9 protein-coding genes are annotated in these 13306 nt (G+C 62.2%); 3 read left to right on the top strand and 6 right to left on the bottom strand.

Features of this window, described 5'->3' with window-relative positions; translation table 11 throughout:
* Positions 1–201: 201 nt before the first annotated feature.
* From JWZ97_RS07550 to JWZ97_RS07535, 4 genes are all read right to left on the bottom strand, one after another.
* A complete protein-coding gene (locus tag JWZ97_RS07550) occupies positions 202–1044 on the bottom strand; it encodes a 23S rRNA (adenine(2030)-N(6))-methyltransferase RlmJ (protein WP_205434166.1) in 843 nt (280 codons plus the stop codon).
* 31 nt (positions 1045–1075) lie between these two features.
* Complete coding sequence (locus JWZ97_RS07545) at positions 1076–2287, bottom strand: hypothetical protein (RefSeq protein WP_205434165.1); 1212 nt, start codon at positions 2285–2287, stop codon at positions 1076–1078.
* A 115-nt stretch (positions 2288–2402) separates the two neighbouring features.
* Positions 2403–3224 carry a quinoprotein dehydrogenase-associated putative ABC transporter substrate-binding protein gene (locus JWZ97_RS07540; protein ID WP_205434164.1) on the bottom strand — a complete coding sequence of 274 codons (822 nt, stop codon included), beginning with the start codon at positions 3222–3224 and terminating at the stop codon, positions 2403–2405.
* A gap of 147 nt (positions 3225–3371) precedes the next feature.
* Positions 3372–5237, bottom strand: a complete 1866-nt coding sequence (locus tag JWZ97_RS07535; protein WP_205434163.1) for a methanol/ethanol family PQQ-dependent dehydrogenase — start codon at positions 5235–5237, stop codon at positions 3372–3374.
* A gap of 443 nt (positions 5238–5680) precedes the next feature.
* Here JWZ97_RS07535 and JWZ97_RS07530 point away from each other — a divergent pair, with 443 nt between their 5' ends.
* Positions 5681–6607 carry a quinoprotein relay system zinc metallohydrolase 2 gene (locus tag JWZ97_RS07530; RefSeq protein ID WP_205434162.1) on the top strand — a complete coding sequence of 309 codons (927 nt, stop codon included), beginning with the start codon at positions 5681–5683 and terminating at the stop codon, positions 6605–6607.
* A gap of 51 nt (positions 6608–6658) precedes the next feature.
* Complete coding sequence (locus JWZ97_RS07525) at positions 6659–7471, top strand: quinoprotein dehydrogenase-associated SoxYZ-like carrier (RefSeq protein WP_205434161.1); 813 nt, start codon at positions 6659–6661, stop codon at positions 7469–7471.
* Between the two features lie 69 nt (positions 7472–7540).
* Here JWZ97_RS07525 and JWZ97_RS07520 read toward each other — a convergent pair whose 3' ends face one another.
* A complete protein-coding gene (locus tag JWZ97_RS07520; RefSeq protein WP_205434160.1) occupies positions 7541–9100 on the bottom strand; it encodes a glucan biosynthesis protein in 1560 nt (519 codons plus the stop codon).
* A gap of 68 nt (positions 9101–9168) precedes the next feature.
* A complete protein-coding gene (locus JWZ97_RS07515) occupies positions 9169–10977 on the bottom strand; it encodes an ABC transporter ATP-binding protein/permease (protein WP_205434159.1) in 1809 nt (602 codons plus the stop codon).
* A 267-nt stretch (positions 10978–11244) separates the two neighbouring features.
* On the opposite strand from JWZ97_RS07515, the gene JWZ97_RS07510 reads away from it, so the two are divergent.
* The gene (locus JWZ97_RS07510) at positions 11245–13281 is read left to right on the top strand and encodes a thioredoxin domain-containing protein (RefSeq protein ID WP_205434158.1); all 2037 of its coding nucleotides are present in this window, start codon (positions 11245–11247) and stop codon (positions 13279–13281) included.
* The last annotated feature ends 25 nt before the right edge of the window (positions 13282–13306 follow it).

Genomic DNA, 13306 nt, shown 5'->3' with positions numbered 1-13306 from the left:
GTGCGTGGATGGTTCGCAAACTTCCATGCGGTTGAGATCGTTTCCCGGTTGACGCGAGTCATTGCGTCAAATGCCCCAGGTGCGGGATGACAGGAAAAAAGCGAGGGGGCTTGGACTCCGCAGGAGCTAGCAGGTGGGCGCCCTAGGCTTGAGCCGCGAGCGTCCGTTCGGCTGATGTTCCGGCGATAATCGATTTTCGGGCTATTCGCCCGATAGCCATTCGATCCTATGGCCCCCCTGTTTTTCGACCGACAGCTTTTCCCATAGCCACGGGAGCAGGGTGTTCAATTGCTCGTCGAGTTGCCACGGCGGGTTGATGATGACCATGCCGCTGCCGGTCAAGCGCAGGGATTCATCCCGGTCGAGTATCGAGAATTCCGCCACCAGTATTTTGCGGATACCGGTGCGTTCCAGGCGTTTCAGAAAGTCGTCGGTGGCGCGCCGGTCCTGGATGGGATACCAGATGGCGTAAATTCCCGTAGCCCAGCGGCGGTAGGCGTCCTGTACGGCTGCCAGAAGATGCCGCCGCTCGTCCTTGCGTTCGAAAGAAGGGTCGATATGCACCAGCCCGCGTCGTTCGAGCGGCGGCAGGTGGGCCTTCAGCGATTGATAACCGTCCTGCTGTTCGACCCTGACCTGGCCATCGCCGGCGAACTCCGACGTGAGGAGCTTGATTTCGTTTGGATGAAGCTCGCATAAAACCATGCGATCCTTCGGCCTCAGGAAGTGCCTCACGATACGTGGCGAGCCGGGATACCAGCGCAGTCGGTCGGCGGGATTGGTCGCGCGGACGGCCGCCAAGTAGTCTTCCACGGCTGCCGGCACCTTGCCTTGCCCCCATAAGCGGGCGATGCCGGTCTCGAACTCGCGGTTCTTGAGCGCCATGTCGGAGCTCAGGTCGTAGCGACCGGCTCCTGCGTGGGTATCCAGATAGAAAAAGGCTTTGTCCTTGTTGAGCAGGGAGCGAACCAGCAGGGTAAGAACCAGGTGCTTGAATGCATCGGCATGGAGGCCGGCGTGAAAGGCGTGGCGGTAGCTGAGCATGATGTTTCGTAAGTAGGCCTGTAACGGCGTATCAGGGTGTGGCGGGTGGGCCGGCATGGGGCGTGGCCGGAGAGGCGTCGTCCGCTTGCTCTTTCTTGCTCGGCTTTTTGTCCGACTCGGGCGCAGCGGGTTCGGACGCCGAGGGAGCCGGAGACACGGGTTCGGGTGGTGGTGGCGCGGCGACGGGTGGCATGGCCTGCGGCGGGCTAGTCTCGGCCGGCAAGCTTATGCGTGGGGGCTCGGGGGCTGTAACAGGCGGCGGCTCTAGCGCGGTGCCAGTACGCAGGCCGGTTTCGACCGCTGCGGGCGGCGCGATGAGTGTTTCCGGGACGGCTTGGGGTGCAACTGGCGGGGGCGGCGGCAAGGCTGCGCTGGGCTGCTGGCTCGGTACGACGATGGGCGGCTCGGGTATATACACCGGAGGCACAGGTTCCACGCGGATGGACGGTTCAACGGCGGCGGTCGGGAGCCGCCCAGGCTCGATCGGGGCGCTCAGGATGGGCGCGGCCGGTGCCGGCGAGGTTGTGGGGGCGGGTAATTCGGGAGTCGATGTGATCGGGATTGCCGGCGCGGCGCTAGCCTCCGGAGTCGGCGATGGCGACGCCATGGGGGCGACGGGAGGAACCGGCCCACCGATGACTTGTGCGGGCGGGGGGGGCGGTAAAGGCCGGGGTTGATCCGGTGTCGCGGTCAATGTGCTTGGTTGGGCGCCGCGGGCGGGCGTCTGGTTTTCAAGCATTTGCCGCTGGACGTTCAACTCCCGTTCGGTGCGGGCGCGCTCCCGATGCAGGTGATGTTCTTCCTCCTCGTACGAATGGCGGAGGTGTTCGTCCTCGGCGGCATGGCGCCGACGCAGTTCCTGCTCGAAGCCGGCTCGTTCCGCGTCGCTGGCTCGGCGTCTGGCCAGTTCGGCATACAACTCCGCCTGCTCGTGCCGCCGCTGGGCTTCCAGGGCGGCGCGCTGCTGCTGAATGCGCCGATTCAGCGCCTCCATGCGTTCACGATAGTAACGCTCCTGCTGCCGCATCTGGAGCTCGAGGCTTAATGCCCGTTGGCGCTGATAGGGATCTGGACTCGGGTAACCGTAGTAATACGGCGGATACCGGCCATAGTCGTGGGGCTCATAAGCCCCGTATCCCGGGTAGCTCGATGCGCCTCTGTAGCCATAACCACCGCCGTAGTCGGCGCAGCCACCCAGTACGATCAGGAACCACAGGGTCAGGAATACAGCCGTCCGGGACATGGGCAAATACCGTAGGGTAGGGGGGCGAATAGTGCGGGCGGGGCGCAAACCCCGTCCGGGTGGCATGTGGCTTGAAACGCGGGTCAGATCGCCTGGATTCCCGCGAGCCGATAACTTAATCGACCAGAGGGACGCGGTAGTCTTTGAGGATCTTCTGGATGGCCGAGGCGTTCTTCTCGATGAGCTTGTTCAGCTCCTCCTTGCGCGCCTTGTCCGGGATGCGCACGCCAATGGAGATGGGAAATTCGAATTTGACGCCTTCTTCCGATTTCACGGGGATGACTTCGAATCCGCCTTTGTTGTGGAGTTCCAGATAACCCGCGATGGGGCCCCAGACGATGGCCATGTCCAGCTTGCCGTCCTTGATGTCTTTTTCCAGGGACTGGGCCGTGTTGACCGTGGCGTCGGCGGTCATGGATCGCACGGGGACGGCATAGTCGACCAGCTTGTGATTCAGCAGCCAGGTCGTCGCAGGCGAGCCGTCATACATGGCGATCTTGAGCTTGGCCTTGCGGCTTTCCGGCAGCTTGTCGAGATCGTCGGCCGACTCGATATCGTCCCAGCCGCGCTTCTTGGCGTAAACGAGGGCGTAGGTGGAGGTGTAATAAGGCTGGGTGGTGGCGACCAGTTCGGCCCCGGTGGGCATGCCGATGATGACGTCACACTTGTACTCCTCGGTTTCCGGATCCTGCGATCTCAGCGTGTTGCGGATGAAGCCCATGCGCTGGGGAAACCAGGTGTATTCGACCTTTTTGCCGAGTTCTTTGGCTAGCAGTTCGGCGATCTTGTTTTCGTAGCCCTGTCCTTTCTTGTCGGAATAGGGAGGATTGTTCGGGTCGGCGCAGACCTTGAAAGTTTTGCCTTCCCAGGCCTGGGCCGACGGGGCGAGCGATAGCGCCAACAGCCCCAGGCCGAGAGGTAACGCACGGTGTTTCATGACGTTTTCCGTAAATGGAGAGGAGACTAAGACCGGATGCGCGGGGAAAGATTCGCCGCGCCGGGCCTACTGAGACTGGAATGAAAAACGCCCCGGCCGATTGCTCGGGCCGGGGCGTTTTCGGGTCAATTATCCGAGCGGGTCGGATTAATTGTTGGGCAGAGCGAACACAGTGAACACGCCACCCAGCTTGCCGTGCGCCTTCAGGCCCTTGTAGGCGCCCACGGCGCCCAGACCTTCGGTTGCACCTTCCAGGCCGGCTGCTTCGCCGACGCCAGCCCAGCCGCCCAGACCTGACAGCACGCCGACATACTGCTTGCCGTTGTGTGCCCAGGTGCTGACGTTGCCGATGATGCCGGACGGAGTCTTGAACTTGTACAGTTCGGCGCCGGTGTTGGCGTCGCGGACCTTCAGGTAGCCTTCCAGCGTACCGTAGATCACGACGTCACCCGCGGTGGAAACGAAGCCGCTCCACAGGGAGAAGGGTTCGTCGAACTGCCAGGCGATCTTGCCGGTGGTCGGATCCCATGCGGTGAAGGAGCCCATGTGCAACTTCTCTTCCGGCTGGCCGGTCTTCACGTTGACCTTGGCCGGATAGATGTTCAGCGTGGCGCCGACATACGGCTGACCGGCGGTGTACTCAACCTGGAACGGCTCGTAGTCCATGCAGGTGTGGTTGCCCGGGATGTAGATCAGCTTGGTCTTGGGCGAGAAGGTGACCGGGGGCTGGTTCTTGGAGCCCATGGCCGAGGGGCAGATGCCCTTCTGATTGTGGTCTTCGCCACCCGCCTGGGTGGAGTACTGAGACACAACCTGCGGACGGCCGCTCTTCAGGTCGACGTGGGTCGCCCAGTTGACAGCCTTGTCGAACTTCTCGGCCACCAGCAGTTCGCCGGTTGCGCGGTCCAGGGTGTAGCCGAAGCCGTTACGGTCGAAGTGGGTCAACAGCTTGGTGTGTTCCTTGCCGTTGGCGTCCTTCAGGGGCAGGTCGATCAGCGTCATTTCGTTGATGCCGTCGTAGTCCCATTCGTCGTGCGGGGTCATCTGGTAAACCCAGTTGGCCTTGCCGGTGTCGACGTCGCGCGACCAGATGGTCATGGACCATTTGTTGTCGCCCGGACGCTGTACCGGGTTCCAGGTGGACGGGTTGCCGGAACCGTAGTAAATGGAGTTCAGGCCTGCGTCATAGCTGTACCAGCCCCAGGTGGTGCCGCCGCCGATCTTCCACTGGTCGCCCTGCCAGGTCTTCAGAGAAGAGTCCTTGCCGACCGGAGCGACTTTGCCGTCGGTCCAGGTGGTGGTCTTTTCCGGATCGACCTTCAGGTCGTCATCGGGACCGATGCTGTAAGCCTTCCAAGCCAGGCTGCCGTCCTTGATGTTGTAGGCGGCGATGTAACCGCGCACGCCGAATTCACCGCCGGAAATACCGGTGATGACCTTGTCCTTGACGACGATGGGCGCGTTGGTATTGGTCTGGCCCAGTTTCGGGTCGCCGTTCTTGATGCGCCAAACTTGTTTGCCGGTGGTGGCGTCCAGAGCCACCAGGGTGGCGTCACCCTGGGCGATGAAGATCTTGCCGTCGCCATAAGCCAGACCACGGTTGACCACGTCGCAGCACATTACGCTGATGACCTGGGTCGGGTCGGTGCCTTGATCCGGACTGTACTGGTATTCCCACTTGATGGTCTGGGTGTCTTGATCCAGCGCATAAATCTTGTGGGGATAGCCGGTATGGATGTAGATCGTGCCATTGACGACCAGCGGGCCGCCTTCGTGACCGCGCAGTGCGCCGGTGGAGAAGGTCCATACGGGCTGGAGGCTCTTGGCGGTTTGGGAGTTGATCTGGGTCAGCGTGCTGTAGCGGGTGCCGGCGTAGTCACCACCCCAGGTCGCCCAGTTGGCGGCTTCCTTGATGAGTTTCTCGACTTCGGCGTTCGCCTGAGAGACGACCGGTGCTGCCAGAAGAGAGGCAACCGAAGCCGCAATCAGCCAACTTTTTACGGGTTTTTTCATATGTCTTCCTCCTCGTGTACCGCACTGGGACGGAACACGCACATGTTTGATGTCAATGGAGCACTAAATTTGCTTAGGACGGATTGTTGTTCTTGGAATGGGAGATTTTCCCTAATGGAGCCGAGAAAACTGCCCGACCAGCCCGTCTGGCGGCGTAAATTGAATTATTTCAGGATAAAAGTCAACCACGAGGGCGTTCTTGGCCGGAGGCCTGAAACCGTCTGTTGATGCTGAATTTCTCTCGCCGCAGGGCCGGTTTCGCCGCGAGTATCGGTCAGGTCGGACGGTAGGCGGCTTGCTTACCTGCGAGTTTGCTTGGCGGTAGCTCCGGGGTGTCCACATCCGCGGTTGAATATCCTAGTTCGGGAGTGGAGAATCCGCATCGTGGTTGGGCGGGGATCCCCGCCCAACCGGGCTTATCCCGAGGTAGGAGATCAGAGAACATGCTTGAAAACTGGGCGCGATGCATAGTCTTGCTGGCGGCGGGCTATGTAGGCGTCGTATCGGCGGAACCGCTAAGCCTGCAGGAAGTCGCCCAGGGCGTCTATGTACACCAGGGCGTGCACCAACTGCCCGATTCCACCAACCACGGGGAAATCGCCAATATCGGCTTCATCGTCGGGGAAAAATGCGTGGCGGTGATCGACACCGGCGGCAGCCCCGCCCAGGGGGACGCTTTGCTCGCGGCGATCAAGGCCCGGACCGCCGTACCGGTGTGTTACGTCATTAATACGCACGTGCACCCCGATCATATCTACGGCAACCGGGCCTTCAGGCAGCCGGGGGTGATATTCATCGGTCATCGCAAGCTGGCGCAGTCCATGGCGGCGCGCGCACCTTATTATAGGGACAAGGCCAACCGCGACTTGGGTTTCACGCTGACCGACGCGGACTTCATTCCTCCGGACGAAGAAGTCGAGCGGACGCGGAAAATCGATCTGGGGGGACGGGCTTTGACACTCACCGCGCACGGTCCCGCGCATACCGACAGCGACCTCAGCGTATACGACGACAAGACCCGCACGCTGTGGCTGGCCGACCTGCTTTTCCTCGGGCACGTCCCGGTCGTGGACGGTAGTCTGAACGGTTGGATCAAAGAGTTGGAAATCCTGCGGAAAATTCCCGCCGCGCGCGCGATACCCGGCCATGGGCCGGCGGTGACCGATTGGCCCCAGGCCGCCGCGCGGGAACTCTGGTATCTGGAGAAGCTGCGCGCGGAGATACGTGCCTACATCAAGCAGGGCAGGACCATGGAGCAGGCCATCGCAGGCGTAGGGCATGCGGGCCGCGCCGAATGGGCCTTGTTCGACGAGTTTCACAAGCGCAACGTCTCCACCGCGTTCGCCGAGCTGGAATGGGAAGAGGATTGAGTCCTCGCCCCGACACGATACCGACTTCCCCCACCCTTAGAGGTATTCATCATGCGCAAGACTAATCCTTTGCTGTTTTGGCTCGTGCTGGCGGCATTGTCGTTGGCCAGCCAGGCGATCCTCGCCGCCGGCGAGGAAGAGACCGCGTGGCTGGGCGGGCTGAAGCAGAAGTTTTTCGGCGACCGGCCCATCGCCGAGGGAACCGACGTCGTCGAGCTGACGGCGCCCTATCGCGCCGAAGACCCGGCGTTGGCACCGATATCCGTGAGCGCCAAGTTCCCGCAAAGCAAGGACAAGTTCATCAAGACCCTCACCTTGATCGTCGACAACAATCCCACACCGTTCGCCGCGGCCTTCCATTTCACCCCGGACAGCGGCAAGGCCGATATCGCGTTGCGGCTGAGGCTGAACGCCTATACCCACGTGCGCGCCATTGCGGAAACCAACGACGGCAAGCTGAGCATGCACAAGGTCTACGTCAAGGCCAGCGGCGGCTGCTCCGCGCCCTTGGGCGCGGATCTGGAGGCGGCCATGGCGCGCCTGGGCAAGATGAAGTTCAAGTTGGAAGGGGACAAGCTGAATCCGCAGCAGCCCAATCTGGCCCAATTGCTGATCAGCCATCCCAACATCACCGGCATGCAGATGGATCAGATCAGCCGTCTGATCAAGCCGGCGCACTTCGTCGACGAAGTGAAGGTGAGCTTCAACGGCAAGCCCATCCTGACCGCGCAAACCGATATCGCCGTGAGCGCCGACCCCAATTTCCGCTTTTATTTCGTGCCGGATAAGGCAGGTGAACTGAAGGCCGAAATCAAGGACAACCAGGGCAAGCAATTCAGCTATAGCCAAACGGTTAGCCCCTGATCGCGGGCTTCGGCAGGCATAAAAAAACCGGCCTCATGGCCGGTTTTTTTAGATCAGCAGAGTGGTCCGTCAGGCGGGCGGGGTCCATTGATAGAGCCAGGTTTCGGTCAGCGCGCCCTGCGCGTCGCGCAGGTAGCAGCGCAGATCCACCGGTTCCCGGCTGTTATCCGTGACCAGGTCGAAATTGCAGCGCCATCCGTACAATTCCTTGATCGGCCGGGCCGCCACCGCGGTGATGGTGCCCCGCGAGGCGGTGACGACGGCTTCGACCTTGGCGTCCTTGGCCAGTTGTTCCAGGCGTCCGCCCTGAAAGTCGATGACGAACTTGCGCGAAGGTATTTTCTTCTTCTGCCCCGGGATGCCGCCCACGCCGATGCGGGTTGCGATGACCTGGGCCGCGGGCGACTGCTGGTGCGGATTGGCTCCCCAGTACATGGTGTACTGGAAGCTCAGTTCCTTTCCGGGGATAACCGGTTCGGAGGGATTCCAGAACACCACGATGTTGTCGAAGGTTTCGTCCGGACTCTGGATCTCCACCAGTTGCACCGAGCCCTTGCCCCAGGCGCCCTTGGGTTCGATCCAAAGCGAAGGACGCTTGTCGTAATAGGCGCCGTCGTCCAGGTAGTGGTCGAAATCGCGGTCGCGCTGCAGTAGGCCGAAACCACGCGGGTTTTCGTCGAAGAAGGAGTTGACCCGCATATGCGCGGGATTGACCAGCGGGCGCCAGATCCACTCGTCGGTCCCGGTCCAGAGAGCCAGTCCGTCGGAATCGTGGATCTCCGGGCGAAAATCGTCCGACACGCGGCGATCGTTTTCGCCGGTCTGATACATGGAGGTCAGGGGTGCGATGCCGATGCGCTCGATGGTCTTGCGCGGGAAGAGATGGCTTTCCACCTGCATGACCGTCGGTTCGCCGGTCTTGACCACGAAGGTATAAGCCCCGGTGACGCTGGGACTGTCGAGCAGGGCGTGGATGGTGAGATTTTCCGCGCCAGATTTGGGGCGCTCCAGCCAGAAGGATTTGAACTCGGGAAACTCTTCCGGCCGGTTCATGCCGGTGTCGATGGCCAGTCCCCGGGCCGACAAGCCGTATTGCTTGCTCGAACCCACGGCGCGGAAGTAGCTCGCGCCGAGGAAGGAAAACATGTCGCGCTCGAAATCGTCCTGGTGGTGGATCCGGAAGCCTGCGAAGCCGAGGTCGCCGGATTTCTTGGGAGGTTTGGTCTTGCCCGTGTAGTCGAACAGTTCGGGAGAAAAATGGATGGGCCGGGCCAGGCCGTCGACCACTTCGTGCAGAGTGACCGGATGCTTGAAGAACAGCCCCAGATGGAAGAGCCGGGCCTGGTAGGGCAGGCCGCCTTCGCGCCACAGCGAGTGCTCGTTGTTGAAGCGTATGGACTGGTAGCCGTCCCAATCGAGGCTTTCTATCCAGGCGGGCAACTGACCCTTGGGCGGGGTGAATTTGCTTTCGGAGAGGGTTTTCGCCTGCTCGCGCAGCCAGGCCTTGTTGAACGGAACGGCTTCGTCGTCGTCCGCCCGCGCCGAGCCGGACAGGGCATTCAAGGGGTTCAGCGCGCCCCATGCGGCCAGGGCGAAAATTCGGTGTATCAGTTCTCTTCGGGTCATCATATCTTCAAGTTTCCTCTCGACCGGCACACCTGCCGGCATCGTTGTCTGGAGTTTAAGAGGGGTATCGCTCAGAGGGGAGTGGCGCCCCTGTTATTTTCCACTATTTCGCCGTTTTTGACGGATTTCCAAACCCAGTCGCCCACGGCGTCGATCTGCAGCACGGCGTCGTAGTTTTCCAGCCTGTCGTCGGTGTCGCGCCGCCCGTGCCGGGTGCGGCCTATGGTGACATAGGTGATGCCGTATTTTGCCAATATGTTCAGCATCCGTGTCACATCTTCGGGCGGCAGCGAGGTGGTGACGCGGTCCAGTACCACGAATTTCGGGCGGGCCAGCAGCAGCCTGGAGAAAGCGATCATTTGCTGTTCCCGCAGCGAAAGCAGGTCGTCCCAATCCTGCTCGGTATCGAGTCCTTCCGCGCGCTCGACGAGCGATTCGAGGCCCAGGGTCCGGAGCGTATTCAGCAACTCATCATCCGCGGTGCGATCTTCCCATCCTGTTCTGACCAGCAGTTCGCGCAGGGTTCCCGGAGGCATGTAAGGCCGCTCCGGGAGAAAGAAGATGTTGCCGAAATCGGGCCGCACGATATTCCCTTCGCCGTGTTCCCACATGCCCGCGGTGGTTCTGAGCAGGGCTAGTTTGGCGGGGTCGTTCGGCCCGAGTATCAGCAGGCGCATTCCTTCGGGAACGGAGGCGGTCAGGTTGCTAATCAGCACGTGGCCGTCGTGCGGCGAATACAAGGTCAAGCCCTCGTAGGCCAGGCGGTGCTTGTCCTCGCACACCTGGATGGCGGTCGGGGCTATCGGCCGCATTTCCTCGCCCATGTATCCGCAGGTCGGAGCGGGAGCCGCCGCAGCGCCCTCGATCGCCTCGCTGAGCGTGCCCACGCGGGTGATCACGGCGGCGTAGGCGGAAATGGACTGAAAGTTGGTCACTATCAGCGAGAAAGCGCCCAACAGCAGGGAAAAGGCGATGGCCGCCTGGGCGATGACGCCGAATTCGACCTCGCCATGGATGAACAGGGGGGCCACGACCAGGGCCGGAATGATTTGTATCAGGTAGTTGTAGCCGGTGGTGAAGTAGCCCAGGTTGCGATTGATTCGAATGATCTCCTGAAAGTTGGTCACCAACTGCCCGAAGTGTTTGCTCAGGCGCAAGAGCATGCGGTGTTCGCGGTGCAGCAGCGCGACCGATTCGGCGTTTTCGCAGATGTGGACCAGATCGGCCCGGAAAGCGGCTTCCTTGTCGAGTTGCCCGTAACTGAGGCCTACCAGCGGGCGTCCCAGCACGATGGTCAGGTAGGAGCCGAGCGCCGCATAGAGCACGGCCACCAGGAACAACAGGGGGCTGATGGACCAGAGTACGCCGGAGAAGGCAACGACGGTAAAGCTGGCATTCATGACCATCAGCAGGAACGACAGGGTGGTGACGGTGAATGCGCGCACATCGTCGGTCATGCGCTGGTCCGGGTTCGCAACCTCGCCGCTGGTATCGATGCGGTAATAGACGTGATGGTCGAGGTAGCGACCGATCAAGCGCCGGGTCAGCCATTCGCGCCAATGCAATCCCAGGCTTTCTTCGCAGTAGCGAAAGATCACCGCGCTCACCGTCAGAACGGCAAACACGCCCACGTAGGCCAGCGCCCAGCCTACGAAGCCGCTCATGCTGCGGTGTTCGATGGCGGTGAAGAAGTCGCGGCCGACGTAGCTGTTCACGACATTGAGGCCATTGAGGGCGAACATCAGGCCGATGAGCGCGGCGAAGCGCCGCTTGGCCTGGGCTCCGGCGTCCGGAGACTCGATGTAGATCCGGATGCCCCGGAATAGCCGGTTCCAGGTTAGTCGGTCTATGGGAATAGAGGGGGCGGCTTTCGAGTTCATCTCGATTCTTGGTCTTATCGTTGGGCGCGCGCGGGGCAACGGCGCATGCGGTTCTCAATAGTAGGGATAAAATCGGGGAGACTCAAATGCCTCGGCGCACCGGCGCGTGCCGGGCCCGTGGCTTGCCGGGTGGCGCCAGGACGGACGATGAAACGGCCGCAGGGTGCAACACGGCGGTGGTGACCCCCGGTTGCTGCGGGTATAGTCAACGGGCCGGTTTTCAATCCGGCCCCAAACATCGTCCACTGCCCCCGGGGAATTCATTCCATGGCATCCCGTAGTCCGGTTCCGAACCGTCTGGCCGCCGAAACCAGTCCCTATTTGCTGCAGCACGCCCACAACCCCGTCGACTGGTACCCGTGGGGAGCGGAGGCGCTCGAGCAAGCCAGATCGGAGGACAAGCCCATATTGCTCTCGATCGGCTATTCGGCCTGCCACTGGTGCCATGTCATGGCCCACGAGTCCTTCGAGGACGAAGCCACGGCCGAGGTCATGAACGCCTTGTTCGTCAATATCAAGGTCGACCGCGAGGAGCGGCCCGATCTCGACAAGGCCTATCAACTGGCGCACCAGCTGCTGTCCCGGCGCTCGGGAGGCTGGCCGCTCACGGTATTTCTCAACCCGCATAACCTGGCGCCTTTTTTCGCCGGCACTTATTTCCCCAAGACCGCCCGTTATAACCTGCCGGGCTTCGAGTCGCTGCTCAAGCAGGCGGCCGACTGGTACGGCCGGCAAAAGGAAGCGCTGGCGCAAAACAACGAGGCCTTGCTCGGCACCTTGAGCGAGCTGGCTTCGACCGAGGTTTCCCCACAGGATCCGGACGATGCCCTGCTGGCTGCGGCCGTGGGCGAACTCCTGGCCGGTTTGGACCGGGTCCATGGCGGGTTCGGCCATGCGCCCAAGTTTCCCCATGTCGGCGCCCTGGAGTTCTTGTTCGAGCAGGGCGGGCAGGCGCGTGAGCAGGCGCTGTTCAGCCTCAGAAAAATGGCCGAAGGGGGAATCTACGATCATTTGGGCGGCGGGTTTTGCCGCTATTCGGTCGATGCGGAATGGACCATACCGCACTTCGAAAAAATGCTTTACGACAACGGCCCCTTGCTGGGTTTGTATGCCCGGGCTTGGCAGGCGACGGGCGATGAGTTTTTCCGCCGCGTCGCTGAGGAGACGGGGGCATGGGTTCTGCGCGAGATGCGGGCACCGGAAGGCGGCTTTTATTCCAGCCTGGACGCCGATTCGGAAGGCGAGGAGGGGCGTTATTACGTCTGGTCTCGCGACGAAGTGCAGAACGTTCTGGAGCCGGACGACGAGGCCTTGTTCGCCCGTCACTATGGACTCGACCGGGCGCCCAATTTCGAGGGCCATTGGCATCTTCGCATCTCGGAACGCCTGGAGGAGGCCTCCGCGAAACTCGGAATGCCGGCGACGGAGGTCGAAACCCGGCTGGCGCGCGCCAGGGCGGCTCTTCTTGAAGTCCGCAAGCGGCGCGTGCGGCCGGGCCGGGACGACAAGATACTGACGGCCTGGAATGCCCTGATGATCAAGGGGCTGGCGCAAGCCGGCCGCGTGTTGGGACGGGAGGATTTCACCGCGGCGGCGCGGGACGCTTTCGATTTTCTTCACCGCGAGCTTTGGGTCGAAGGCCGCCTACGCGCGACCTGGAAAGACGGGCGCGGGCGCTTTTCCGCTTATCTCGACGATTACGCCTTCCTGATCGACGCGGCCCTGGAATTGCTGCAATGCCGCTGGTCGTCCGCGCATGGCCGCTGGGCCGGCGAACTGGCCGACGTGTTGCTGGCCCGCTTCGAGGATCGAGAACGGGGCGGATTCTATTTCACCGCCCACGATCACGAGGCCTTGATCCACCGGGCAAAGCCCTTCCAGGACGAATCCATGTCGTCGGGGAATGCCGTTGCCGCGCTGTCCCTGTTGAGACTGGGGCAGATCCTCGGCGAGTTGTCCTATCTGGATGCGGGAGCACGGGCGCTCAGACTCGCGACGCCCGAACTGCGGCGCTATCCCGTCGCGCACGGGACGATGTTGCTGGCCGTCTGCGAATGGCTGCGTCCGCGCAGACTCGTGGTGCTGCGCGGGGAAGCGGGCGCTTTGGGCGCTTGGCAGGAAGCCGCCGCCGGCCGGCCGGTCCTGTGTCTGGCCATCCCGGCAGGGGAAACGGATCTGCCGCCGGCGCTGGCGGAACGCCGCCCCACGGGCGGCGTGGTGGCCTATGTCTGTGCCGGCACCGAATGCCTGGCGCCTATAGGAGACATCGCGGAATTCCGCCGGCTCATCGGAGAGCCGGGTTAGCGGGCGATTCCGCGCGTTGTCCCGG

Origin of the sequence: Methylococcus sp. EFPC2, from assembly GCF_016925495.1 — a bacterium.
Taxonomy (GTDB): Bacteria; Pseudomonadota; Gammaproteobacteria; order Methylococcales; family Methylococcaceae; genus EFPC2.
Note: the sequence above shows the minus strand (reverse complement) of the source record. Positions and strands in the feature narration are given on the sequence as shown.

Coding starts and splice junctions, on each gene's coding strand:
- JWZ97_RS07510 (WP_205434158.1), top strand. CDS start 11,245: ATGGCATCCCGTAGTCCGGTTCCGAACCGTCTGGCCGCCGAAACCAGT.
- JWZ97_RS07515 (WP_205434159.1), bottom strand. CDS start 10,977: ATGAACTCGAAAGCCGCCCCCTCTATTCCCATAGACCGACTAACCTGG.
- JWZ97_RS07520 (WP_205434160.1), bottom strand. CDS start 9,100: ATGATGACCCGAAGAGAACTGATACACCGAATTTTCGCCCTGGCCGCA.
- JWZ97_RS07545 (WP_205434165.1), bottom strand. CDS start 2,287: ATGTCCCGGACGGCTGTATTCCTGACCCTGTGGTTCCTGATCGTACTG.
- JWZ97_RS07540 (WP_205434164.1), bottom strand. CDS start 3,224: ATGAAACACCGTGCGTTACCTCTCGGCCTGGGGCTGTTGGCGCTATCG.
- JWZ97_RS07550 (WP_205434166.1), bottom strand. CDS start 1,044: ATGCTCAGCTACCGCCACGCCTTTCACGCCGGCCTCCATGCCGATGCA.
- JWZ97_RS07535 (WP_205434163.1), bottom strand. CDS start 5,237: ATGAAAAAACCCGTAAAAAGTTGGCTGATTGCGGCTTCGGTTGCCTCT.
- JWZ97_RS07525 (WP_205434161.1), top strand. CDS start 6,659: ATGCGCAAGACTAATCCTTTGCTGTTTTGGCTCGTGCTGGCGGCATTG.
- JWZ97_RS07530 (WP_205434162.1), top strand. CDS start 5,681: ATGCTTGAAAACTGGGCGCGATGCATAGTCTTGCTGGCGGCGGGCTAT.